Raw genomic sequence first — 24113 nt, forward strand, 5'->3', positions numbered from 1 at the left:
GAGGCGGCCCTTTCCATTTGAGCTAAGCGCTGGACTTAGAACTTGCGCACGTAGCCGACCGACCAGACGTCGGCCGTACCGGCGTCGTCCTCGAAGTCGTGACGGGTGTAGTCGGCGCGCACGCCGTTCTTGTCGTCGACGAAGTACTGACCGCCGACGCCGTAGTTCCAGCTGTTGCCGTCAGCCTTGGCGATCGCGCCGGGGACCGAGACCTTGCCTTCGCTCTTGCCGTAGCCGACGCGGGCGTAGAGGTCGGCGTTCGGGGCCACCGGCAGGAAGCCGACGCCGTAGATGGCGGCCGAATTCTTCAGCTCCGCCTTGCCGTTGACGCCGCCGATCGACACGTCGTCCTTCTTCACGCCGAAGCCGAGCTCGCCCTCGACGCCGAGATAGGGATTGAAGCGGGCGCCGAGGCGACCCTGGATCGCGCCGACGTCGGCGCCTTCCAGGTCGTGGTGGCTGTAGCCGACCGAGCCGTAGCCGGTGACGGCCTGGGCGTTGGCGGCGACCGGGACCATGGCGACAGCGGCGACGGCGGCGATGAGAGAAATGTTCTTGTTCATGTTTTTGTACTCCGTACTGGGTTGCGGCGATCTCCAGCCGCACGGCCTTGGTCGCGCTCAAACGGGGCGAGAAATGGCCCCTGCCGGGACAATCAGAAGACGAATTATGTCTGTTGCCTTGCGGCCACATCGACCGCTGACGCCGTAAGCGAACGTGCTATCACTGTGATCCGAAGCTCCCCGTGCAACGAGAGGAGCGGTCGTCGGAGACAGCGTTTTGCATCAAGCCGTGATCGCGGCCACGGGCCTTTACACCCCGCCGCACAGCCTCTCGAACGCCGAGCTGGTTGAGACTTTCAACACCTATGTCGAGCGGTTCAACGCCGCCAACGCCGAGGCGATCGCCGCCGGCGAAGTCGCGGCCCTGACCCCGTCGTCGGCCGAGTTCATCGAGAAGGCCTCGGGCATTAAATCGCGCTTCGTGGTCGACAAGAGCGGGTTGGTCGACCCCGACCTGATGCGTCCGATCATCCCGGAGCGCCCGAACGAGCAGTTGTCGGTGCTGGCCGAGATCGCCGTCGAGGCCGCCAAGCAGGCGATCGAGCGCTGGGGCAAGGACGTCAGCCAGATCGGCGCGGTGATCTGCGCGGCCTCGAATATGCAGCGCGCCTATCCGGCCATGGCCATCGAGGTGCAGCAGGCGCTGGGCATCGAGGGCTTCGCCTTCGACATGAACGTGGCCTGTTCGTCGGCCACCTTCGGGATCAAGACCGCCGCGGACTTCGTCGGCTCGGGTTCGGCCCGTGCGGTGCTGATGGTCAATCCCGAGGTCTGCTCTGGCCACCTGAACTTCCGCGACCGCGACAGCCACTTCATTTTCGGCGACGTCGCCACCGCGGTGATCGTCGAGCGCGCCGAGGACGCGACCGGCGGCTGGGACATCCTGGGCACGCGGCTGAAGACCCAGTTCTCGAACAACATCCGCAACAACTTCGGCTTCCTGAACCGCGCCGCCCCCGAGGGCGCCGGCCAGGCCGACAAGCTGTTCGTGCAGGAAGGCCGCAAGGTGTTCCGCGAGGTGGTGCCAATGGTCTCGGAGATGATCGTGGCGCACGCCGGCGACCTGGGCATCGATCCGACCGGCCTGAAGCGCATGTGGCTGCACCAGGCCAACATCAACATGAACGAGCTGATCGGAAAGCGCGTCCTGGGCCGCGAGCCGGCCCCGGGCGAGAACGTGATTATCCTGGACGAGTACGCCAACACCTCGTCGGCTGGATCGATCATCGCCTTCCACAAGGCCAGCGACGACTTCGCGAGCGGTGAGACGGGCCTGATCTGCTCGTTCGGCGCCGGCTATTCGGCGGGCACGGTGTTCGTCCGCAAGCGCTAGCGCGGCCACGTGCCGCGTCGTTCCCCGGGGAGCCGAAGGCTAAGCTGAAGCCTCAAGTTCCTCGGGGATTACCCACATGGCTTACGACGACGTCCCCGGCGGCGATCCGCGCGGTCCCTGGTGCCCGAAGTGCCAGCGGCCGATCCGCCCCGGCGAACCGACCACGAACATGCACTTCCACGAAGACCCGGACGGCAGCCGCGGACTGAGCGGCCCCTGGCACGGCGAATGCGCCCGCCCCTACTGGGACACCATCACCCCTGCCCTGGACAAGCTGCGGCGCGGTTTCGGCGGCTGAGCTGCGTGTCAGTGAAGGTCGTCGACCTTCATATGCGCGGCCTTCCAATCCATGGCCATGCGGATACGGGCGCCGACGGCCGGATGATCGTAGAACAGAACCTCCTCGAGCTTTGACGGCGTGGCCGCTCGGTACTCGATGGTTTTCACCAGGGCCCTGGCTAGACCGTCCGGTTCGTTGACGTGCTCGAGCGAATAGTGATCGGCCGCGACCTCGAAGTACCGGAGCGCCCCGTAGATCGGCGTCGCCGGTAGGGCGAGAACCGCCATGATGATGCCGATGACCGGGAACCCGGCCGGGTCAGCCAGCCCCTGGACGCCCTTGGCGCCGGTCCAGCGGAGCACCGGCGAGAACAACCGATCGACCAGGAAGAACGCCGCCATCCCCATCAGCCCCAAGGCGGCGGCCAGCCAGAACATGTCCTTGCGGACGTAATGGCCCATCTCGTGGCCGACGACCGCCTTCACCTCGGCCAGATCCGCGCCCTTGGCGAACATGACGTCGCTCATGGCGATGCGGGCCGTGCCGAACAGGCCCGAGACGTTGGCCGTGTAGCGGTTCGACTGCTTGGAGCCGTCATAGACGTAGATCTTGTCGTGCGGCACGCCGTTGGCCTTGGCCATTTCGACGATCGCGTCGCGGATGGGACCGGGCGGCGCTTCGCGGTAGGTGTTGAACAGCGGCTCGAAGACCACCGGCCCGAGGACCAGCAGGACGACGAAGGCGATCGAAACCAGGCCACCGCCCCACGCCCACCAGGTTCGCGGCGCGCGCCGGATCAGTCCGTAGAGCAGCGACGCCAGGAGGACCGAGACGACAAGCGAGATCACGGCGGTCAGCGCGAACTCACCGAGGAAGCCCGGCAGCGCGCGGCTGGTCAGCCCATAGGCCTTTTCCCGCCACCACTGGGTGTAGATGGTCCATGGCAGATGCAGGACGGTTTCGATCACTGCATCCAGCGCCAGCACGGCGGCGGCCGCCAGCCACGGCCGGGCCTTCCGGCTCTCGACGGCCTGGCGCGCGCCGACCAGCACGCCGGATCGCAGCACGAGCCAGGCGGCGAGCACGGCGACGATCGCCCCCCAGAGCAGCAGCCAATGGCCGCCCTGGGTGTAGGCGGTCGCCTTGGCGTGAACCTCAGGCGGCACCTGCGCGAGATAGGCCGCAGTCGCAGCGGCGGGGTCGAATCCCTTAGCCATAAGGACGTTTCCTCAATCTGCGCGAGCAGATGGCCAGAAATCGCCTAGCTTGTCAGGGGGAATGTCGCGGCTCAGAGATGCTCGACCGCGCAGCCGAGATCCTCGCAGATGCGGTCGGCGAGGATCTTGCGGTGGCAGCCGCGGTGGTCGGCTTCGAAGCAAAGCAACGCCACCTTGCGCTCTGACGCCAGTTCCTTGGCGGCGGCCAGTTCCAGCTGGGCGGCCGGTTCGGCCAGGTGATCCTCGAAGATGGCGGTCATCTCGGCGATGCGGCCCTTGCGGGCGGCCTCGCGGCCCGGCTTGGGGGTGCCGAGTTGGCGCAGGTGGACATAGGCGATGCCGGCCTCGGCGAGGCTGGCGGCCAGCAGCGTCTTGGAGAACCCGGCCCGGCGCGAGGCGGCGATGGCGCGGACGTCGACCAGCAGCTCGACGCCGGCCGCCTGCAGGCGTGCGATGACCGCGGCCTGGGTGGCGGCTTCATAGCCGATCGTCGCCAGCGGCTTCATGGCCCCCGGCCGCGCGGGCGAACGGCCGCCTCGGCGGCGTCCTGCTGGGCGCCGCGCGCGAGGTCCTCGGCCGCGTCATTGGTGCTGGCCCGCGCCAGATCGGGCCGCATTCCCCCTGCGTGGCCGGCCAGGCCGAGGGTTTGCAGCGCATCCTCGCCCTCCTCGCCGAACACCGAGCGGACGCGCAGCTCGCGCTGGGCCAGCGGGATCTCGAAGCCGCCGCCGCGCAAGGCGTCCTCGATCGCCCAGGTGTAGGCGGCATGGGTGGCGTTGGGCCGCTTGACCGCCTCCAGCGCCGGCCAGACCACCAGTTCGAACGACAGGCCGCTTTCGCCAAAGCCGATCAGCCAAACCTGGGTCTTGCGGACCGAGGTGTCCTTCATCGTGAAGGGCACGGCGTGGGCGGCGCGGAGCACCGCCTCGCGCACAGCTTCCTTGTCGACGCCATAGGCGACGCGGAACGGAATGTGCATCCGCCGGGCGCCGTTCTGGTGGGTCCAGTTGGTGACCGGCTGCTCGATCAGCCGCGAATTGGGGATCAGGACGTCGAGGTCGTCGTTGTTGCGGATGCGGGTGGCGCGCGGACCGATCTCGGCGACGACGCCGCGCTCGCCGGTCTGCAGCTCGATGTAGTCGCCGATGCGGATCAGCTTGTCGAACAGCAGCACCAGGCCGGAGATGAACTCCTTGACGATACCCTGCATGCCAAAGCCGAGGCCGACGCCCAGCGCCCCGGCAAACAGGGTGAACGACGAAAGGTCGAGGCCAAGGGTCGAGAAGGCGGCGAACAGCCCGCAGATCACCAGGCCGTAGGTGCTGAGCTTCTCGAAAATGTAGATCGAGGGGGCGGCGTCAGTGTCGACCCGGCCACGAATGCGGCGGATGGCGCTGGCTGCCAATCGGGCGGCCAGCAATGACACCGCCACGATGAGGATCGCCGCCACCAGCCCGCCCACGGTGATCTCGGTCTTGCCCAAGCGGACAAGCTGGAAGGCCATCAGGGACTGAAGGTCGGCGGCGATCTCGCTGGTCATGCTCAGATCTTGTCCGGGTAGACCGGGGCGATGTCCACCGGGATGTCCTTCAGGGTCGCAATCACCGTCTCGGCCTCAGGGTCGAGCTTGGCGTACTTGTCGAAGAAGGCGTTCATACCCGCATAGTCGCCGTCGCCCTGCAGCTTGATCAGCTCGGCCAGCAGGCTGGTGAGCCCCGCCTGCATGGCGTCTTCGTTGACCTTGAAGCGCTTGGCGGCCGGATCCCAGACCAGGGCGCCCTTGGACTTCAGATAGCCGTACTGCAGCGCCGCGCCGCGGCCATGGGCCTCTCCGGCGCCGAAGCGGACAGCGCGGAAGACGCCTGCGGTGTAGCTCGCAAACAACTGGGAACGCTCGGCTTTCGGCAGTTCGCCCTTCTCCATCATGAAGAGGATGTTGTAGGCGCCCATGACGTCGGCCTTGGCCTCCTCGGCGGTGCCAGCGATCTCCTTGAGCTCGGCCGAGACGGTGGTCGGGCGGCCGTCGACGACGATCGAGCCCGGGCCGAGGCTGTGCGACAGCTCGTGGAACAGGGTCTCCAGGGTCATGTACTTCTTGCTGACCAGGGCGGCCTGGTCAGCAACCAGCACGCGCTCGCCCATCGGCTTGAGGATCCGATCGTACTTCGCGCCCAGCACGTTGGAGAGCACGACCTTCTTAGCGCCCTTGGCTTCGCGCACGCGCTCATCGTTGGGCAGGTTGAAGGCGATGGTCTGCGGGCCGATGGTGTTGTCGCCGCCGCCGCGCACCTGTTCGGCCACCGCGATGGGCGACTCCCCGCCGCGGGCGAAGTTCTTGTACTTGGCGTCGACCGGGAGGTTTTCCTCCATGGCCCGCAGGTAGCCCTTGTACTTGTCCAGCGCGCTGCTCTCGGCCGGATCTTTCAGGGTTACAAAGGCTTCGAAGGCGGTCTTCTGACCGTAGAGCTCGTCGGTATAGGTCTCGTAGGGACCGATCGCGACCTCGATGGGCGTGCCCGCCAGGTCCATCCAAGCCATTTCGGATTCGAAGTAGTCGTTGGTCCGGAAGGCCTTGGCTCGCAGCGTCAGGAACTTCTTGAGGCTGGGGTTGGTGGTGATCGCGGCCGCCTTGTCCAGCAGCGCCGCGGCGCGATCGAGTTCAGCCTTGTACTCGACGTTGTAGGGCACGGTGACCAGCTTGCCGCCTTGGCGCTTGACGACGGTGTAGCCATCCATCAGCGCGGCCTTCTGCGCCGGATTGGCAGCGATGTAGGCGTCCAGCTCGGCCTTGGTCAGGCCGTCGGGATAAAAGCCGTGGCCCGGCCCCTGCCCCGCCGCCTGGCGCTTGTAGATGGCGGTCATCTCGTCGGCGGCCTGGATCAGCAGGTTGACGACCTGGCGCTCTTCGCCGCTGAGGAAGCCGGTTTCGACCTGCATCTCGATGCGGGCCACGCCCTCGTTGGCGACGGGGGCGGCGGCCATGGCGGCCGCGGGCAGGCAAAGGGCCGCGATCAGCGGCGCAACGAACCTACGCATGTCAGTGATTTAGCTCCGAGAAGCCGCCTCCAAGGCGGCGTTTGCCGGAACCTAGAGCAAATCCCGATCCGGTTGGATCGGGATTTGCTCCTCTAGCTTTGATTTTTGAGCATTTTCTTCGCCGAACCGGCCTCCACTTCGGCGGAAAATGCTCAGCGAGGGGGCTCCCCGTCGTCGAGGACGGTGAGACGCCGCACGGTCAGTTCGTCGATTTCCAGCCGCTTGATCCGAGCCTGACCGACCGAGATGCGGCCGACGGCGAGCTTGCCGATCGCCAGCGCCCCGACCGCGACGGCCCCGAAGGCGATGGCGCCGAGCGCCAGGCTGCCCATGGCCCCGAAACCGACCGCCCCGGCGGGGGTGGCGCGCGGGGCGACATAGACCGGAGTGACGGCCCGCAGCCGGCGCGGCGCGGCCTCGGCTAGGGCGACGGGGGTCCGGCGTGCGCGCAGTTCCAAGGCCATGTCTCTCTCCCTTCGGCTTGGGAAGAGCCTAACCCCGGGCCCGCCCGATAGGCTAGCCGCGCGTCAGGGTGGTCATCACCAGTTCGCAGCGGAAATCGAAGCCCAGCGCCTCGTAGAGAGCGATGGCGCCGGTGTTGTGGGCGTAGGAGTGCAGGAACGGAATCTCGCCCCGCGCGCGGATGCGGGCGGCGACCTCCAACATCAGGCCGGCGGCGAAGCCGCGCCCGCGATAGGCCGGGTCGGTGCAGACGCCGCTGACTTCGGTATAGCCGGCCGGCTGCATCCGCTCGCCGGCCATGGCGACCAGCTTGCCGTCCACCTTGACCCCGACAAAGCGGCCAAGCTCGTGGGTGCGGGCGAAGAATGGACCGGGCGCGGTCGCTGTCGCCAGGGCCAGCATCTGCGGGGCGTCGGCTGCAGTCAGCACCTCGATCGGAAAGGCCGGCTCGCCGACCGGATTCGGGGTCTCGGCGACCATCTGCCAGCAGAGCGCCTGGCTGCGGACCGCCAGCCCCGGAACCAGCGGGGCGGGCCCCTCCTCCACCACCGCCACGTCGCCGTGGGCTGCGACCAGAGCCGCCAGGTCGGCGAGGCTTTGCGGCGAGGCGTCCGGCAAGGCGGCGAACAGCCCGAACTCGGGGTCGAAGCGGACCGCGGCGCCGTGCTGGTGCGCGAGGTGGGACTGGCGGCCGGTCAGGGCCGACCAAACCGGGCGATCAAGCGGATGCGACATGGACGACTGCATAGCGCCGTCCGAACGCAGCGTCATGGCGACCGTTGCATAACGATGTTATCGTTAATCCGCACAAGAGGAGCGCGCCGACATGGCCGAGCCAATCGTCGTCAAGCTGACCGACGGAGTGCGCCCGCTAAACGTCGTGGGCGAGCAGATCACCGTCCTCGCCCCGGGCGAACGCACGGGCAGCTACGAAGTCTTTCACCAAATCGGGCCGGAAGGCAGCGGCCCGCCGCCGCACAGCCATCCCTGGGACGAGGCGTTCTATGTCGTCGCCGGCGAAATCGCTTTCGGCATCGGCGAGCAGGAGCTGGTCGCCCATGCGGGCACCTTCGTCCACCTGCCGGCTGGGACCACGCACTGGTTCCGGTTCGGCAAGGGCGGCGGCGAAATGGTCTCGCTGACTTCGCGCGAAGGCGCCTCGCATATGTTCGAGGACTTCGACCGCGAGGTCTCGCCGACGGCGCCCGACCTGGGCAAGCTGATCGAGCTGGGCCGACCCTACGGGCTGACGGTGGCGTTTCCGGTGGAGGCCGCCCCGACCTAGCCCGCCCATGCTTTAGGGGCGCACGTGGAGGACGCACCATGAGACTCGCAGCCTGGATGGCCGCCACGGCGTTGTCGCTGGTTTCGACGCACGCCCTGGCCGCGCCCGTCGCCGGCAGCCGCGAAAGCGAACTGACCTGCGTCGGACTGATCGGCGCGGGTCTCGCCGGAGCATCGGCCGCCCAGCCCGCCGAGCCCCGCGCGATCGCCGCCCTGTCGATGGCCTTCGGCTTCTACATGGGACGCGCAAGTCAGCTCCAACCCAAGGCAAGCAAGCAAGAGGTCGACACCGCGCTGAACAAGCTGAGCACGGAAGAGAAGAACGCGCAGGCGAACCTTTGCCTGAAGCAGGCCAGCGAGCTGATGGGCGCCGCCGTCAAATGATTAGGGGGTACGGCCCAGCTAGTCGCCGCCTCGCCGTCGCCAAGCCGTGGGAGTCATGCCGAACTCGCCTGCGAACCAGCGGCTGAACGAGCTCTGGCGCGAGTAGCCGACCATGCCGGCGACATGGGACAGCGGCAGGGTCGCATTGGCGGCGTAGCGGGCGGCCAGCTCGCGTCGGATGTCGTTGAGCAGGCAACTAAAGTCCACACCTTCGGCCAGGAGCCGGCGCTGCAACGTCCGTTCCGCGAGCCCCAGGCGGGCGGCGACCTGACCGATCGAAGCCTGCCCGTCGGCCAACAACAGGACGATGGCCTTCCTGACGTCCTCGTCCACCGATCCCGGCGCGGCGTTGGGCAGCGTCCGCACATAGTCGGCGGCGAACCGCGCCAGAGCCGGGTCAGCCGACGGATTGGGCGCCTGAAGGTCGGCGCTGGCGCAAGTCAGACCATAGAACGCGCTGTCGAACTCGCAGGCGGCCCCGAACAGGCGCCGATGGTGGGTCGGGTCGGTCGGCGGGCCATGCGCGAAGTTGACCGAGTGAGGCCGCCAGCGCGCGCCGAGCACGGCGCGGAACATCCGGAACAGCACCCCGATGCCCAATTCATAGGACTGCCGCATCGCGCCGCGGCCGGTGACCAGCAGTTCCTCGCGGACGACGACGACGCCGGCGCCCTCCTCCACCGCGATCACCAGCGACGGGTTCAGGAGCCCGCGGTGCTCGACCACGGACATCAGCGCCTCGCGCATGGTGGGCTGGTGGGTGATCAACAGGCTCAACGCCCCGAGGTCGGATAGCCGCCGGGTTTCGGCCATCCGCAGCCCGAACGACTCGCAGCCCGATTGGGCGGCCGACATCTCCAGGAGGTCGACCACGCTTTCGGTGGGGATCCGGACGTCCGGGTCGGTGAGCGCGCGCAGATCGATGCCGACCCTGCGAAGCATGGCTCCAGGATCCAGCCCGGCCCACGCGGCGACCTCCGCATAGTTGGATAGCGCCGCGCTGCGCACGAACACCGAGGGCTGCCTCATGGCCATGGCGTGAAATGAAAAGCCGATGTCGTCAAATGAAAAAGCGCCAGCCCAGCGCCCGGTAGTGGATGCGACCTGTCGATGCCCCCGGCCCGCCTCTACTCCGAGTGGCCGCGCATCACGTTCCACCCGCACGGCGATGGTCGAGGCTTTTCCAAGCCACGGACGTCGGCCCGCCTATGAGGCAACTGAATTGGAAGAGAAAATCGCCGACGTCATGGTCTGGGTGGTGATCGTGGTCGTACCCCTGGCCGCGGTCTACCTGTTCTGGTCGATACACGTCCTGCCGGAGGTGTTTGCAGAGCGCCACCAGCACCCGCAGAAGAAGGCGATCCAGGTGCTCTGCGTCCTGTCGATCGCGTTCGGCGGTCTGCTGTGGCCGTTCGCCTGGTTATGGGCCTTCACCAAGCCGGTCGGGTACAAGGCCGCCTACGGCACCGACAAGCATGATGACTTCTTCCTGGCCCCGGACGGACGGCACGGCGGCAAGCCGCTGGACCTGGCCATCGTCGACGACGAGATCCTGCTGCTCAACGAGCGGCTGGACGGACTGACCGCCAAGCGCGCGCTGATATCGAGACAGCAGGACGGCGACGGCGTGACCTCGGACCTGGTGACCGCCAATGCTTGAGTTGATCCTCGGCGGATACGCCCTCCTGGTCTGGCTTGTTTTCATCAAGCTCAAGCTCCTGCCCTGGAACATCAAATCCCAGGTCGGCGCAGCGACCGGCGCGGTCGTGCTGGCCGCGTCCTTGGTCCTGACGATCAACGTGGTCGCGCCGACGTCGAGCGACGTGCGGGCCGTCAATTTGGTGAGCGAGATCGTTCCGCGGGTCCAGGGGACGGTCACCCGCGTCGTCGTCGAGGGCAACACCATGGTCAAGAAAGGCGACGTGCTGCTGCAGATCGACGACACCCCGTATCGTCTGAAGGTCAAGGAACTGCAGGCGAAACTGGCGGACGCCACCGGCTCGGCCAAGACGCTGTGGCAGGATCACGACGCCGCCCGTAGCGACGTCCTCGCCGCGCAGGCCAATCTGGACCTGATGACCAAGCGCCTGAGCGAGGCCAGCCGCCTGGCCGGCGCCGGCGCCGGCGCCCACTACGACGTCGAGAACTTCGACGCCGAGGTGAAGAAGGCCAAGGCCGCGCTAGCCGCGGCCCGGAGCGCCGAGGCCAAGGCCCAGATCCGGCTTGAGAGCGTCGTCGGGCCCGATATCGCCAGCGTCGCCCAGATCAAGGCCCAGCTCGAAGCTGCGCAGTACGACGTGGCGTCCACCGTGATCCGCGCCCCGGCGGACGGCTACGCCGTCAACGTCGCGGTGCGGCCCGGCAACTACCTGATGACGCTGCCCTTCAGGCCGGCGATGAGCTTCGTGGAGCGTGAGCAGCGCATCCTGGCCTACTACGACCAGAACGAGCTGCGCTATGTGAAGCCCGGCCAGAAGGCGGAGATCGCGCTCAAGACGGCGCCCGGCAAGCTTGTCTACGCCAAGGTCGACTCCATCGTCTGGGCCAACGCGCAGGGGCAGATGATGCAGTCCGGCGCGGTGCCCAACACCCCCGCCGAGATGCTGCAGGCGCCGCCGCCGCAGAAGTACGCCGTCAAGCTGACCCCCGTCGACCATGACGGGCGCCAGCCCCTGCCCGTCCCGATGGGCGCGCGCGGGGTCGGCGCGATCTACACCGACAAGGCCAAACCGATGCATCTGCTGCGCATGGTCATGGTCCGCGCCCAGTCGAAGCTCAACTACCTCGTCCTGAAGCTGCATTGAGGGGCCTGGATATGTTCGAGCTCCGCTCAAGCCTGGCCGCGATGGCCGCAGCCGCGACGCTGACGGGGTGCGCAAGCGCCGGTCACGAGCCGCCGCCTGCGCCGCCCATGAGCTTCACGATGCCGGAGGCCTGGCAGAGCGGCGCGCGCGCCGGTCAGCTCGACGCCGACCTCCTGGGCTTTCATTCCGATCCTGAGCTTCAGGCCTTGATCGCCGAGGCGCTGGCGCACAACGCCGACCTGCAGATCGCCGGCGCGCGGCTGGAGCAGGCGCATGCGGCGATGAAGGCGGCCGGCGGAGCATTGCTGCCCCAGGTCGGCCTGGTCGGTCAGAGCGGCGCCGCGACCTTGCCGGGATCAAACCTCAGCACCACCGGGCTGGCGGCGGTGGCCAGTTGGGAGATCGACCTTTGGGGGCGGCTGCGCGCCGAGCGCGACGCCAGCCAGGCGCGGTTCTACGCCGCCGAGCTCGACGCCCGCTACGCCAGGGAGGCGCTCGCCGCGGGCGTTGTGCGCGCGTGGCTCGGCGTGGCCGAGGCCGCCCAGCAGCTCGCCCTGGCCCGCGACATGCTGGCCCTGTCGGAGCGGCAGCTGCAGCTTACCCAGACAGGGCGCGCCGTCGGCCGCGACTCCGCCCAGGACGTCGCCCGCAGCGAGGCGGCGGCGCAGGCCTACCGTCAGCAAATCGAGGTCGACCAGCAGGTGCTCGCCCAAAGACAGAGAGCCTTGGCGATCCTGCTCGGCCGATACCCCTCCCCCGAGGCGGCGCCCGGCCTGCTGCCTGAGCTGACCGCGCTGCCGGCCGCGGGAATCCCCTCTGAAGTGCTGACCCGGCGGCCTGACGTCGTGGCGGCCGAGCGACGCTTCCAGGCGGCCTTCGCCGATGTGGAGGCGGCCAAACGCGCGCGCCTGCCGTCCCTGCAGCTGATCGGCGGCGTGGCCTATGTCGCCGACTCCGTCGTCACGCTGGAATCGGCGATTGCGAATCCGGTCTGGGCGCTATCCGGCAAGCTGCTGGCGCCGATCTTCACCGGTGGGCGGATCGACGCGCAGATCGAAGCCAAGACCGGCGCGCAGCAGGAGGCCATGGCCCAGTACGCCAAGGCTTCGCTCACCGCCCTGGGCGAGGTCGAAGAGGCGCTGGCCAGCGAACGCGCGCTGGCCAACCGGGCCGACATCGCAGCCAAGCAGGTCGACCTGCTCGGTCAGGCCGTCGGCTATGCGCAGGTCGAGGCGACGGTGGGCAAGGGCGACCAGCGTCGGGTCGTGTCACAGCAGCTCAGCCTGGCGGCGGCGCAAGCTGAGCTGCTGCATCTGAAGGCCGAGCGGCTGGCCAATCGCGTGGCGCTTCACCAGGCCCTGGGCGGGCGTTTCAGCGCCAGCCCCTGAGGCCAAATCCCTTATCTGGCCTTTGGGTCGGGCGGCCGCCCGCAGTGCAGCTCGACCAGCGTGCCCCCGCTTCCCGTCCTCCAATTGACGACCCCGAGGTCAGCCGCCAACGAATTGATCAGGCGCATGCCCAAGCCTTCGTCCGCCGGGCCGGACATTCCACTTCCGTTGTCCTCGACTTGAAGGAGAACACCGGATTCACCGCCCCGCGCGGTGACCCGAACCCTTCCGGGCCGGCCATCCTGGAAGGCGTGCTTGACGGCGTTCGTGACAAGCTCGTTGACGATCAGGCCGAGGCTGACCGCCTGTTCGGCGCTGACTTCGACCGGATCGCACGCGATCTCAATCGCCACGCGATCGCCCTCGAGCAGGCTCGACGACAGGCGCTCCACCAAGCTGCCGAGATAGGGCTGCAACTGAACGGCGTCGTGCTTCTCCTGCTGATACAGCATCGTGTGCAGGTCGCTGATCGAGCTGATCCGGTCCGCAGCCTTGAGCAGGGGATGGGCGACTTCGGGCCTCTCGCTCCTCGCCTGCAGCATCAGCAGGGACGCGGCGATGGTGAGGTTGTTCTTCACCCGGTGGTTCAAGTCGAGAAACAGCTCCGACTGCCGCTCGGCGGCGCGACGCCGCGCGGTGACGTCGATGAACAACTGCCCGAATTGGGTGTCCGAGAGCCGCATCATTTGGACGTCGTACCAGCGCGCGCCCTCGGGATCCCAAAACTCGAAACGGACCGCCTTGCCTGCGAACGCTCGCCCGCAGGCGGACAGCCAGTTGGGATTGGTGTCGGGCCGAACCTCCAGTTGGCGTCGCCCAATGACCTCCGCGGCCCCCGCCACGCGGCTGAGGAACACAGGATTGGCCTCGCGGATCACGTAGTCGGCCAAACGACCATCCGGACCCAGGATGGCTTCGCAAACGACAAAGCCCTCAGACATGTTGTTGAAGACCGCGCGATAGCGACCCTCGATGCCGTCTCCACTAGCTGTGCCGTCGTTCACGCGCTGCCTCGCCGTCGGTCGCTTCTCCAGCTACCGGATCGGTAGAGCCACGTCCGCATGTAACCACTGCGGACACGCAGTTTTGGTTCCCCCGACGGGGTGATTGTGAACAGTACGACGCGCGGCGTCACGCCCTCGGCGCAAAAGAAAAGGAGGCCGAGCGCTGCCGCTCGACCTCCCGATCCAGGCCTGTTGGGACGTTACTGGAACGTCTTGCGCAGGTTGACGCCGATGGTCCGCGGCGGCGCCGAGAACACCGAAGTGCGGCCCGCCGAGGTGGCGCCGACGGACTTCGAGAAGATGGCCGCCTCGTCGAACAGGTTGGTCACGAAGAGGTACGCGCCCCAGCCGCCGCCGTCGGATTCGACGCCGACCCGGGTGTTGACCAGGTCATAGGCGTCGATCTTGCGGGCATAGACGTAGCTCGTGCGCAGCTCGTTGTAGGAGCTGCCCATGTGGTTGAAGTCGACGCGCGCGAAGCCGTTGAGGCCCTCGGTCAGCGGCCAGACGTACTGGGCCGAGATCGCGCCCTGGAACTTCGGCACGTAGGGGATGCGGTCGCCCTTCAGGCCGGCGTTGGGGATGGTGGTCCCGCCGCCCGGCTGATCCTCGGTCAGCTCGGCTTCCATGATCGAGAAGTTGCCGGTGATCGACAGGCCCGAGAGCGGGTTGACCGCCCCTTCGACTTCCAGACCGCGGATGCGCGCCTTGCCGGCGTTGCCGATGTAGCTGAAGGCGCCGTTCGGGGTCAGGATCCGAACCTGCATATCGCTCCAGTCGATCTGGAAGATATCGGCGTTGAGGGTCGCGCGGCGATCCCAGAACGCCGACTTCACGCCGACTTCGTAGTTCCACAGCTGGTCCGACGCGTAGGGGGTCAGGTTGCCCGGCAGACCGAGCACCTGGTTGGCGCCGCCCGGACGGTAGCCCTGCGAGGCCTCGGCGTAGACCATGATGTCCGAGGTGATCTTGTAGGAGCCGTTGAACCGGTACACCCAGCCGGTTTCTTCGGACTGGACGTGGGTCGGCGGCGTGACGACCGCGCCCACCAGCAGCGACGGCACCAGCGTCTTGCCGATGATGTCCTTGGTGTACTTGAAGTAGCGGGCGCCGGCGGTGAGGTTGAGCTGCTCGTTGACGTCGAAGGACAGCTCGCCGAACACCGCGTACTGCTTCAGGGTGTCGTCGATCACCCGGCCGGTCATGACGACCTCGGGCTCGTAGAGCGCGCCGGAGCTCGGGTCGACGCCGACCTGAGGGTTCCAGACGACGGTCTTGCGGTCGGAGAAGAAGCCGCCCGCGGTCCATTGCAGCGCGCTCTCGTAGTTCGAGGTGAAGCGCAGCTCGGCGGTGTAGGTGTCCATCTCCTGCTGCGGTTTCAGCACCGACGGATACTGCGTGTCGACATAGGCGTAGTAGGCCGACAGCTGGTCGGTGCTGCAGGCCGCGCCGCGGTTGTAGAGCGCCTGGCAGCGGGCCGGCGTGCGGAAGCCCTGCATGAACTGGGTCACGTCCTGGGTGCTCATCAGCTCGCGGCGCATGTAGGAGGCCGAACCGACGGCGGTCACCGGACCCAGGTCCAGATTGGCCGTGACGCTGTAGAGATCCAGGTCGTCGGTCTGCGGCAGCTGGGTGCGGGCGTCCGACTTGTACTCGCCGACGGCCGGGAACCAGCTCGGGGCTTCGGCCTCGGTGCGGTTGATGTAGGCGGCCAGGTCGATGGTCAGGTTCTCGGTCGGCTCCAGGCGCAGCAGCGCCCGGCCGCCCCAGGTCTCCATCTCGTTGATGTCGCTGTCGTTGAGATAGACGTTGTCGATGTAGCCGGCGGTCTCACGATAGAAGCCGACGAGACGCAGCGCGGCCTTGTCCTGCGCCAGCGGGACGTTGAGCATCCCCTGCGCCTCGTAGTTCCAGTCGCCGGCGCCCTCGGTCTTGGACACCGAGCCGTCCAGGGCGGTTTCGAAGGTGTAGGTCGGCTTCTTGTAGATGGTGCGCAGCGTGCCGCCCATCGAGCCGGAGCCGTAGAGGGTGCCTTGCGGGCCGCGCAGCACTTCGACGCGCTCGACGTCGAACAGACGCAGTTCCGGGGTCGAGCCGCCGGCGTTGTTGCCCGCGCCGATCGAACCGGTGACCGGGGTTTCATCATAGTAGACGCCGACGGTCGGCTCGCCGGCGGCGTTGATGCCGCGGATCACGACGCGGCTGAACGACGGACCGCTGTTGACGAAGGTCAGGCCGGGGACCGTCGCGCCGAGGTCGGCGATCGACTGCACGCCGGAATTGGCGATGGTTTCCGAGGTCACCGCCGAGATCGAGATCGGCGTGTCCTGCAGGTTGGTGGCGCGCTTCAGCGCGGTGACGACGACTTCCTCGACCGCGGGCGGCTGAGCGGACTGCGCCAGGGCCGACCCGGCGAAAGCGATGCTGGCAGACGCGCCGAACAGGGCGACGCGGAAAGAGCGGCCGAGGCCGCCTGTACGTTGAACTGACATGACTGTGTGAACTTCCCCCAAGTATCGTGCCGCCGGGCCCGGCGGGCACGGCGGCGGTCGTCAAAACGGTTGCCGCCCTCGCCAAGAGGGCGGCCGCGGCTATTTCATTTCGGCCAGGGCGTACAGGAACTGCGCCTGGGCCATCGTGGCGTCGACGTAGCCGGCCACCTTCGGGTTGGCGGAGTCGATGACGATGAACTCGTCCGGCGCGTGCGCGCCCGAGCCGAAGCCGACGCCGAAGTGGATCGCCGGCTTGGCGACCGGCGGCTGGGTGAACAGCGAGCCCGGCCAGGAGCCGGGGCTGCGCGGCGACAGCGTCACCGGGATGCCCATCTTCTTGTAGGCGCCCAGCGCCGCCTGGACGACGCGGGCGTCCTCGGCGGTCTCAGTCGGATCATAGCCGCCCGAGACGTTGATCTGGACGTCCTGGAAGCCGCGCTTGTCGAGGTGCTCGCGCAGCTGGCGGACGGTGTCGTCGTAGGTCTGGTTCGGGACCATGCGGATCTCGAGCTTGGCCTCGGCGCGGCTCGGCAGGATGCTCTTGCCGCCCGGACCGGTGTAGCCGCCGACCAGCCCTTGCAGGTTGATTGTCGGCTGCGAGAGCAGGCGCTCGATCGACTTCTCGTAGCTGAGGTTGTCGATCCAGGCCTTGTTGCCATAGGCCTGCTTGAGCGCCGCTTCGTTGGTCTTCTGGGCCAGCTGGGCGATCAGCTCCTTTTCCCGCGCCGACAGCGGCCGGACCTTGTCCATGAAGCCGTCGAGGGTCGGGGTGTTGCCGTCCGGGCTGGTCAGGGTGGCCAGGGCCTGGACGAGGCGCCAGATCGGGCTGTCGATGCGGGCCTTCTCGGACGAGTGGATGTCGGTCTTCGGGCCGATGCCGGTCTTGGAGCCGTCGACGATCAGCTGCAGCTCGACCGGGCCCTTGGCGCCGAGGGTGAAGGAGACCTCGCCGGTGGTGCGGTCTTGCGATGGGCCAGGCACGTAGATGCCCTCGCACTTCTGCAGGACCGGCAGGACCTTGGGGTGGGTGGCGATCTGGCGGAAGTGCGGCGAGGCGATCTCCTCCTCGCCTTCGCAGATCAGGGCGATGTTGACCGGCGGCTTCTTGCCGGCGGCGCGCATGGCGCGCAGGGCGTTGAGCAGCGCGATCTGGCCGCCCTTCGAGTTGGTGGCGCCGCGGCCCATCATGACCGTGCCAAACGGCGCCTTTTCGACCAGGCGGCCTTCGAGCGGCGGGCTCGACCATTCCTTCGGGTCGTACTGCTTCACGTCGTACATGAAGTAGACGCCGATCCAGCGCGGGGCGCCGACGTCGAGGGTGGCGAACACGCCGGAGACGCCGTCGGTCGGGATGATCTCGGCGGTCTGGAAGCCAGCGTCCTTGGCGATCTTGGCCATGTAGGCCGGACCTTCGACGACATTCACGCCCTCGGCCGCGACGGTCGGCAGCGCGATCCACTCTTGCAGGCGCTTGATGGCGTCGGCCTTGTCGGCCTCGGCGGCCTTGCGAATCACCGCGAGGTCGGCGCTCGCGGCGCTGGCGAGGCCGGGCGTGAGGAAGGCGCCGGCCGCCGCGGCGGCGGCCCCGGCCATCAAGCTGCGACGGTCGGTCGAAGGGCGATCATACTGGTCGGACATGTTTACTCCCGGTGAGCGGCGCTCGTCTTACTGTCTTGCGCGAGCCGCAAGCTCGCGATGGCGGCGCCAAAGGCCGCGACAGCGCAGCTACAGAGAAGTTTCCGACTCGCCAAGTGATGTAGTCGACTCAGGGGTGACGGAACCCGCCGACTGTTGCCTGAAGAGCAGCTTCATCTTGGCCGATACCAGGCAGTTTCAAATGTAACCATTGAAACAACCGTGCCGAGTTTCAGCGACACCGCGCACGGACATGCCTCAGGCGCGTCGAACCGAGCACATAAAAAAGGGGCCGAGCGCTCCAGACGCTCGGCTCCCGCCTCCCCGCGCCGCCGCGAAGGCGGCGCGCCCCTCCCCGTCTGCGGATTAGTTCCGGTGCGGAATAACCACCGGCAGGGTCTCGAAGCCGTGCACGAAGGCCGACCAGTTGAGGGTCGGCTCGCCGACCACCTTGATCTCCGGGAAGCGCTTGAGGATCTCTTCCCAGATGATGGTCAGCTGCATCTCGGCCACGCGGTTGCCGACGCAGCGGTGCACGCCGAAGCCGAACGACATGTGCTGACGCGGCCGCTCGCGATCGATGATGAACTCGTTCGGACGATCGACGATCTCTTCGTCGCGGTTGCCGGAGATATACCACATGGCGACGCGGTCGCCCTTCTTGATGGTCTTGCCGCCCATCTCGACGTCGCGGGTGGCGACGCGGGCCATGTGGGCCAACGGCGTCTGCCAGCGAATGGTCTCGGAGACCATCGGCAGCACCAAGTCATGGTTGGCGCGCAGCTTGGCGTACTGTTCCGGGTTCTTGTTCAGCGAGTAGACGCTGCTGGAGATGGTGTTGCGGGTGGTGTCGTTGCCGCCGACGATCAGCAGGATGACGTTGCCCTGGTAGGTGGCCAGCTCCATGTCGCGGGTGGCCGGGTTGTGGGCCAGCATGGAGATCAGGTCGCCGGCAGGCTCGGCGTTGACGCGCTGGTTCCAGAGCTCCTGGAATGCGCCGAAGCACTCCATCATCGCCTGGCCCTTGTGCTCCCAGCTCTTCACCGGGCCGTGGCCCGGCTGGTTGGTGACCATGTCGGACCAGTAGGTCAGCTTGCGGCGGTCCTCGAACGGGAAGTCGAACAGCGTGGCCAGGGTCATGGCCGTCAGTTCCTTGGACACCAGGTCGACCCAGTCGAACTCCTTGCCGATCGGCAGCGAGTCGAGGATCTGGCCGGCGCGTTCGCGCACCAGCGGGGCCATGTTGTGAAGGTTGGACGGGGCCACCGTCGGGCTGACCGCCTTGCGCGCCCGGCTGTGCTCAGGCTCGTCCATGGTGATGAAGCCGGCGCCGCCGCGGCGGCGGACGCCCATGACCTTTTCCTGCTCGGCCATGGCCACCTGATTGATCAGGGTGATGCCCTCGGCCGACGAGAAGCTCTCATGGTCGGTGTCGACCGCCATGATGTCGTTCCACTTGGTGATCGACCAATAGGGGCCGTACTCACTGTCAGGCGTAAAGTGGATCGGATCCTCGCGACGCAGGCGCTCGAACACCGGCCAGATCGTGTCGTCGTAGAACCGCGACACCTTGGCGGGGTTGAGCTGGTCCAGCGGCATGGCGGCGATTTCGGCGGCCGCGTCGGCGGCTTGAATCTTGGCGGCGATATTCATGGCTTCCTTCCCAAGTCGCGCCCGCCATCTTTGTTTTCGCCCGGCAGAAATCGCCGCCGGACGCGCGGACTTAGGGGAAGGTTGAGCGCACTCCGACGCTATGTCAACCGCGGTTGACTTAGCTTTCAAGCGGCCCTGCCGAACGTAGAGCCGGCAGCGACGTTATCTGCGGACGCCCGCTGGGACGCAGCCGTAGGGGAACGCCATGGCCAAGAACACGATCTGCATCTGGTACGACACCGACGCCGAAGCCGCCGCGCGCTTCTATGCGCAAACCTTTCCCGACAGCGTGGTGACCGCGGTGCGCCGCGCGCCGGGCGACTATCCCTCCGGCAAGGAGGGCGACGTGCTGACCGTCGAGTTCACGGTGGCGGGCGTCGCGTGCCTGGGGCTGAACGGCGGGCCGACCTTCAAGCAGGACGAGGCGTTCTCGTTCCAGATCGCCACCGACGACCAGGAAGAGACCGACCGCTACTGGAACGCCATTGTCGGCAATGGCGGTCAGGAAAGCGCCTGCGGCTGGTGCAAGGACCGCTGGGGCGTCTCCTGGCAGATTACGCCGCGCACCCTGACCGAGGCGATGGCGGCCGGCGGGGCGGAGGCCAAACGGGCCTTCGACGCCATGATGACCATGGGCAAGATCGACGTCGCGGCGATCGACGCGGCCAGGCGCGGCTGACGCCGCGAGAGGCCTGACCGTCCCGCCGGGCTCGTGTACACAGGGGGCGATGACAGAGACGCTTGTTCGCCCAGGCCCCCGTCGGCGTGACGCCGAGGCCACCCGCGCGGCCATACTGAAGGCGGCGAAGAAGCAGTTCGCGCGGGTCGGCTACGACTGCACGCTACGCGACATCGCCGGCGAGGCGGGCGCGGACGTGGCGCTGGTCAAGCGCTACTTCGGCGGCAAGGAGGCGCTGTTCGTCGAGGCGTTGAAGGATTCATTCCGGGCCAACGAACAGCTGGACTGGGACCCGGCGAGCTTCGCCGGGGAGATGGCGGAGATGCTGGCCGGCACGCCGCACGCCGACGAGGCCAGAACCCAGCGGTTCCAGTTCCTGTTGCGGGCGGCCACCTCGCCGGCGACGGCCCCGATGCTGAACGCCCTGGTCCAGGAGCGCCTGCTGGTCCCGATCCGCAACTGGCTGGGCGGCGAGGACGCCGAGGCCCGCGCCCGGGTGCTGGCGGGGGTCTATATCGGCTTCCTGGTCGAGCGGCTGATCCGCGGCGAGGCGCTGGAGGGCCGCGAACGCGAGGTGTTCGTCGAGCGCGTCACGGCGGTGTTCAACGCGCTGATCGCAGAGGCCTAGACCCTAGCGCCAGGCGAAGACCGGCTGGTCGAGGTCGGCGACGCGGGTGACCCGGCCGGCGACGATTTCCCGCAACTGATAGATCAGCGCAGCGGTCGGGGCGTGGATGTGGTGCTCGCCGAGGCTCAGGCGGATCAGCGGCCGCTCGCTCTCCGGAATGGTCTCGAAGGCCACCGCGTCGTCGCCGGCGATCTGGTCGAGCCGAAAGCGATGGACGGACGCCACCTCGTCCGGATTGGGCGCCAGGGCGCTGGCGTCCTCGAGCCAGGTGACGACCGGGGCGATCGCGTAGCCCGAGCGGCTGGCGTAGTCGTCGAGCACGCCGAGAATGCTCGACGGCGCCAGGTGCAGGCCCAGTTCCTCATGCAGTTCGCGCAGGGCCGCCTGCTGCAGGGTCTCGCCGTCGTCGCAGCGCCCGCCCGGCAGCGCCCACTGGCCGGCGTGGGCGCGCAGGGTCGCCGCACGACGGGTCAGCAGGAACGCCGTCTCGCCCGAGCCGTCGCCGGCGTCCACCAGGGTGATGGCCACCGCCGCGTGCTTGAGCTGAGGCCCGTCGTAAGCCAGGCGCGGGAACGCCTGGCAACGGGCGGCCAGTTCGGCGCGGAAGGCGGGCGTGAACGGGTAGCTCATGCCCTGCCCTACTTCGCCGCTTGCAGCTTGTCCTGGGTCTTGGTGTCGAAGTCGCTGGCGTCGTGACGTTCCCAGAGTTGGGTCGAGGGCTCGCCCCAGGTGCGATTGACCATGCGCCCGCGCTGGACGGCCGGACGCTCGGCGATCTGGTCGGCCCAGCGCTGGACGTTCTTGTACTCGTGCACGGCCAGGAACTCGCCGGAGTCGTAGAGCACGCCCTTGGCCAGGCCGCCGTACCAGGGCCAGACCGCGATGTCGGCGATCGTGTATTCGTCGCCGCCGAGATACTGGCTCTCGGCCAGCCGCCGATCGAGCACGTCGAGCTGGCGCTTGGCCTCCATGGCGAACCGGTCGATGGCGTACTCGATCTTGGTCGGGGCGTAGGCGTAGAAGTGGCCGAAGCCTCCACCGAGATAGGGCGCGCTGCCCATCTGCCAGAACAGCCAGGACATCGCCTCGGCACGCTTGGCCGGATCAGTCGGCAGCAGGGCCCCGAACTTTTCGGCGAGGTGAACCAGGATCGCGCCCGACTCGAACACCCGGATCGGGGTCGGGCCGCTGCGGTCGAGCAGCGCCGGGATCTTGGAATTCGGATTGATGTCGACGAAGCCGCTGCCGAACTGGTCGCCGGTCCCGATGTTGATCAGCCAAGCGTCGTACTCGGCCCCCACGTGGCCCAGCGCCAGCAGCTCCTCGAGCATCACCGTGGCCTTGACGCCATTGGGCGTGGCCAGGGAGTAGAGCTGCAGCGGATGGCGGCCGACCGGCAGCTCCTTGTCATGGGTCGGGCCGGCGATCGGGCGGTTGATGTTGGCGAAGCGCCCGCCGTTTTCCTTGTTCCAGGTCCAGACCTTCGGCGGGATGTAGTCGGTCATCAGCAGGCTCCAGGCGTGCGGGCGAGCGTGCGCCCGCCAGATTGCGGCGTGTCCGGTTCAAGGTGGGGCATGGCGAGCGCCCCGCCAAGGGGCGCTGGCGCCCGGTCAGTGTCCGAACGGATTGCGGGTCAGAGCTTCGCCGACGCTCGACAGCGCCGAGGAGCGGGCCCGCGCGATGGCGGCCTCCAGCCGCTCGACATCGGCGCCCGGAATGATCTCGCCGGCGACGACGAAGGTCGGCGTACCCTTCAGATTGAGCTTCAGCGCCAGCTCGCGGGTGTCGGCGATCTGTTCGGCCAAGTCGGGGTTGCGGGCGGCGGCGTCGACCTCGCGCGGGTTCAACCCCTGCTGGGCGAGGATGCGGTCGGTGCGCACGACGTTGAGGTCCTTTTGCGCCATCAGAGCGCGATGCAGCGCCAGCCCCTTGGCCTTGCCTTGCGGCGTCAGGGCCGCGCGGGCGGCGTAGTCCGAGGCGCTGCCGAACACCGGGTACTGCTTGAAGACGAAGCGGACGTCGGGATTGGCGGCGATCAGCCGGTCGACGTCAGGCGCGATGGCGCGGCTGTAGGGGCAGCGATAATCGAAGAACTGGACGACCGTCGCCCGGCCGCCCGGATTGGCCACGAAGTCGCGCGGATCGCGCTCGAGCGCCGGCTTGGCCTCGGCCAGCACCGCGCGGGCCTGGGCCGCCTTCTTGGCTTGGAGCTTGGCGGCAGCGTCGCGGATCACCTCGGGATGTTCCAGCAGGTAGGCGCGCAGGCGGGCCTCGAATGCGGGATCGTTCTGCACCGTACGCTTCTGCAGGCCGTCGCAGCCGGCCAGCGCCAGCGCGCCGACGGCGATCAACAGCGACTTCAGTCTCATCACGCCTGCCCCTCGGCCTGCCGCCCAGACCCGCCGGTCAAGCCGAACGCAGTCGCCGACAGATATTGACTTCGCGTTAAGGTAACCAGGATTGTAACCATTACTCTTAAATTGAAATACATCGCGATACTGCAGTCTTCGCCCAGGAAATTGATGGGCGATACAGTTGAAACCGCACTTCCTACATCACGTCCGTCTCGCCGCGCTGGGGGCCGCCCTGTGCGCCCCGGCCACGGCGATCGCCGGGCCGATGGAAGACGCGATCCTCGCCGAGATCAACTTCGCACGCGCTTACCCCCAGGAATACGCCCGCCGTCTCGAGCGTGAACCGGTCACCCCCTGGGAACAGGCGCTGATCGACGCCGGCGAGCCAGCCGACCACGCCGCCTATATCGAAGCCGTGCAGTATCTCAAGCGCCAGCGGCCGATGGCGCCGCTGCGCCCCGACGACATGCTGACCTCGGCCGCGCTGGAGCACGTCTCCATGCAAGGGCCTGCCGGCGACATCGGCCACGCCAGCGCCGACGGCGAGCGCTTCTACGACCGCGTGCGCCGCCACGGCGCGGCTTCGGCTATGGCCGCCGAGAACATCGCCTATGGCCCGCCCTCGCCCGAGGACGTGGTCCGCGCCCTGATCATCGACAGCGGCGTGCCGGACCGCGGGCACCGGACCAACATGTTCACCGCCGCCTTCAAGGTCGTCGGCGTCAGCTGCGGGCCGCATCGCGACTACGAGACCATGTGCGTGATGGACTTCAGCGCCGCGCCCTCGCCGCGCATCATTACGGCGCAGCTGGACAAGATCCTCGCCGCCGACGAGTAGCCGTAAAGGCGAATCAGCGTGCGTCGTGTCACGGAAACTCTCCTGACGAGCGAAGCTTAACCATCAAGCGTAGCAACCG

The 24113-nt window shown here is 67.7% G+C and carries 25 protein-coding genes; 10 read left to right on the plus strand and 15 right to left on the minus strand.

What is annotated here, in order from left to right; all coding sequences use genetic code 11:
• Positions 1 to 35: 35 nt before the first annotated feature.
• Positions 36 to 563: a porin family protein gene (locus C0481_RS20115; RefSeq protein WP_293407249.1), complete on the minus strand. Its 528-nt coding sequence runs from the start codon at positions 561 to 563 to the stop codon at positions 36 to 38.
• 217 nt (positions 564 to 780) lie between these two features.
• Between C0481_RS20115 and C0481_RS20120 the strand changes: the two genes are divergently transcribed.
• Together C0481_RS20120 and C0481_RS20125 are read left to right on the plus strand one after the other, a co-directional pair.
• Positions 781 to 1896: a beta-ketoacyl-ACP synthase III gene (locus tag C0481_RS20120; RefSeq protein ID WP_293407251.1), complete on the plus strand. Its 1116-nt coding sequence runs from the start codon at positions 781 to 783 to the stop codon at positions 1894 to 1896.
• Between the two features lie 76 nt (positions 1897 to 1972).
• Positions 1973 to 2194: a hypothetical protein gene (locus C0481_RS20125; RefSeq protein ID WP_293407253.1), complete on the plus strand. Its 222-nt coding sequence runs from the start codon at positions 1973 to 1975 to the stop codon at positions 2192 to 2194.
• A gap of 8 nt (positions 2195 to 2202) precedes the next feature.
• Here the strand turns inward: C0481_RS20125 and C0481_RS20130 are convergent, their stop codons facing one another.
• The 6 genes from C0481_RS20130 to C0481_RS20155 form a co-directional block, all read right to left on the minus strand.
• Positions 2203 to 3393: a M48 family metalloprotease gene (locus tag C0481_RS20130; RefSeq protein WP_293407256.1), complete on the minus strand. Its 1191-nt coding sequence runs from the start codon at positions 3391 to 3393 to the stop codon at positions 2203 to 2205.
• Between the two features lie 71 nt (positions 3394 to 3464).
• Positions 3465 to 3899: a DUF488 domain-containing protein gene (locus tag C0481_RS20135; RefSeq protein WP_293407258.1), complete on the minus strand. Its 435-nt coding sequence runs from the start codon at positions 3897 to 3899 to the stop codon at positions 3465 to 3467.
• On the minus strand, positions 3896 to 4933 hold the full coding sequence (locus tag C0481_RS20140) for a mechanosensitive ion channel domain-containing protein (protein ID WP_293407260.1): 1038 nt from the start codon (positions 4931 to 4933) through the stop codon (positions 3896 to 3898). The genes C0481_RS20135 and C0481_RS20140 overlap by 4 nt, the downstream gene beginning before the upstream one ends.
• A 2-nt stretch (positions 4934 to 4935) precedes the next feature.
• A complete protein-coding gene (locus C0481_RS20145) occupies positions 4936 to 6429 on the minus strand; it encodes a hypothetical protein (protein WP_293407262.1) in 1494 nt (497 codons plus the stop codon).
• Positions 6430 to 6581: 152 nt separating this feature from the next.
• On the minus strand, positions 6582 to 6893 hold the full coding sequence (locus C0481_RS20150) for a hypothetical protein (RefSeq protein ID WP_293407264.1): 312 nt from the start codon (positions 6891 to 6893) through the stop codon (positions 6582 to 6584).
• Positions 6894 to 6945: 52 nt separating this feature from the next.
• Positions 6946 to 7626 (minus strand): GNAT family N-acetyltransferase, encoded by a 681-nt coding sequence (locus tag C0481_RS20155; RefSeq protein WP_293407266.1) that lies wholly within the window; start codon positions 7624 to 7626, stop codon positions 6946 to 6948.
• Positions 7627 to 7717: 91 nt separating this feature from the next.
• On the opposite strand from C0481_RS20155, the gene C0481_RS20160 reads away from it, so the two are divergent.
• A complete protein-coding gene (locus C0481_RS20160; protein ID WP_293407268.1) occupies positions 7718 to 8176 on the plus strand; it encodes a cupin domain-containing protein in 459 nt (152 codons plus the stop codon).
• A gap of 38 nt (positions 8177 to 8214) precedes the next feature.
• The gene (locus tag C0481_RS20165) at positions 8215 to 8559 is read left to right on the plus strand and encodes a hypothetical protein (RefSeq protein WP_293407270.1); all 345 of its coding nucleotides are present in this window, start codon (positions 8215 to 8217) and stop codon (positions 8557 to 8559) included.
• Positions 8560 to 8577: 18 nt separating this feature from the next.
• Here C0481_RS20165 and C0481_RS20170 read toward each other — a convergent pair whose 3' ends face one another.
• Positions 8578 to 9588 carry an AraC family transcriptional regulator gene (locus C0481_RS20170; protein WP_293407272.1) on the minus strand — a complete coding sequence of 337 codons (1011 nt, stop codon included), beginning with the start codon at positions 9586 to 9588 and terminating at the stop codon, positions 8578 to 8580.
• A gap of 193 nt (positions 9589 to 9781) precedes the next feature.
• Here C0481_RS20170 and C0481_RS20175 point away from each other — a divergent pair, with 193 nt between their 5' ends.
• From C0481_RS20175 to C0481_RS20185, 3 genes are read left to right on the plus strand one after another with little or no spacing between them, the layout of a single operon-like run.
• Positions 9782 to 10219 carry a DUF3302 domain-containing protein gene (locus tag C0481_RS20175; protein WP_293407274.1) on the plus strand — a complete coding sequence of 146 codons (438 nt, stop codon included), beginning with the start codon at positions 9782 to 9784 and terminating at the stop codon, positions 10217 to 10219.
• Positions 10212 to 11363, plus strand: a complete 1152-nt coding sequence (locus C0481_RS20180; protein WP_293407276.1) for a biotin/lipoyl-binding protein — start codon at positions 10212 to 10214, stop codon at positions 11361 to 11363. The genes C0481_RS20175 and C0481_RS20180 overlap by 8 nt, the downstream gene beginning before the upstream one ends.
• A 41-nt stretch (positions 11364 to 11404) precedes the next feature.
• Positions 11405 to 12751, plus strand: a complete 1347-nt coding sequence (locus tag C0481_RS20185; RefSeq protein WP_293407323.1) for an efflux transporter outer membrane subunit — start codon at positions 11405 to 11407, stop codon at positions 12749 to 12751.
• Positions 12752 to 12762: 11 nt separating this feature from the next.
• Here C0481_RS20185 and C0481_RS20190 read toward each other — a convergent pair whose 3' ends face one another.
• From C0481_RS20190 to C0481_RS20205, 4 genes are all read right to left on the minus strand, one after another.
• The gene (locus C0481_RS20190) at positions 12763 to 13755 is read right to left on the minus strand and encodes a sensor histidine kinase (RefSeq protein WP_293407278.1); all 993 of its coding nucleotides are present in this window, start codon (positions 13753 to 13755) and stop codon (positions 12763 to 12765) included.
• 200 nt (positions 13756 to 13955) lie between these two features.
• Positions 13956 to 16247 carry a TonB-dependent receptor gene (locus C0481_RS20195; protein ID WP_293407281.1) on the minus strand — a complete coding sequence of 764 codons (2292 nt, stop codon included), beginning with the start codon at positions 16245 to 16247 and terminating at the stop codon, positions 13956 to 13958.
• A gap of 99 nt (positions 16248 to 16346) precedes the next feature.
• Entirely contained in the window at positions 16347 to 17885 is a 1539-nt protein-coding gene (locus C0481_RS20200; protein WP_293407283.1) for a M20/M25/M40 family metallo-hydrolase, read from the minus strand.
• Positions 17886 to 18248: 363 nt separating this feature from the next.
• The gene (locus tag C0481_RS20205; RefSeq protein ID WP_293407285.1) at positions 18249 to 19535 is read right to left on the minus strand and encodes a cytochrome P450; all 1287 of its coding nucleotides are present in this window, start codon (positions 19533 to 19535) and stop codon (positions 18249 to 18251) included.
• 205 nt (positions 19536 to 19740) lie between these two features.
• Between C0481_RS20205 and C0481_RS20210 the strand changes: the two genes are divergently transcribed.
• Together C0481_RS20210 and C0481_RS20215 are read left to right on the plus strand one after the other, a co-directional pair.
• Positions 19741 to 20214 (plus strand): VOC family protein, encoded by a 474-nt coding sequence (locus C0481_RS20210; RefSeq protein WP_293407287.1) that lies wholly within the window; start codon positions 19741 to 19743, stop codon positions 20212 to 20214.
• A gap of 49 nt (positions 20215 to 20263) precedes the next feature.
• On the plus strand, positions 20264 to 20842 hold the full coding sequence (locus tag C0481_RS20215; RefSeq protein ID WP_293407290.1) for a TetR/AcrR family transcriptional regulator: 579 nt from the start codon (positions 20264 to 20266) through the stop codon (positions 20840 to 20842).
• A gap of 3 nt (positions 20843 to 20845) precedes the next feature.
• Here the strand turns inward: C0481_RS20215 and C0481_RS20220 are convergent, their stop codons facing one another.
• From C0481_RS20220 to C0481_RS20230, 3 genes are all read right to left on the minus strand, one after another.
• On the minus strand, positions 20846 to 21472 hold the full coding sequence (locus tag C0481_RS20220; RefSeq protein WP_293407292.1) for a CoA pyrophosphatase: 627 nt from the start codon (positions 21470 to 21472) through the stop codon (positions 20846 to 20848).
• An 8-nt stretch (positions 21473 to 21480) separates the two neighbouring features.
• Entirely contained in the window at positions 21481 to 22347 is an 867-nt protein-coding gene (yghU, locus tag C0481_RS20225) for a glutathione-dependent disulfide-bond oxidoreductase (protein ID WP_293407294.1), read from the minus strand.
• Positions 22348 to 22452: 105 nt separating this feature from the next.
• Positions 22453 to 23211, minus strand: coding sequence for a DsbA family protein (locus C0481_RS20230; protein ID WP_293407296.1), 759 nt, complete (start codon positions 23209 to 23211; stop codon positions 22453 to 22455).
• Positions 23212 to 23377: 166 nt separating this feature from the next.
• On the opposite strand from C0481_RS20230, the gene C0481_RS20235 reads away from it, so the two are divergent.
• Positions 23378 to 24034, plus strand: a complete 657-nt coding sequence (locus C0481_RS20235) for a CAP domain-containing protein (RefSeq protein WP_293407298.1) — start codon at positions 23378 to 23380, stop codon at positions 24032 to 24034.
• Positions 24035 to 24113 lie beyond the last annotated feature (79 nt).

This window comes from Phenylobacterium sp., assembly GCF_013822795.1.
Lineage (GTDB): Bacteria > Pseudomonadota > Alphaproteobacteria > Caulobacterales > Caulobacteraceae > Phenylobacterium.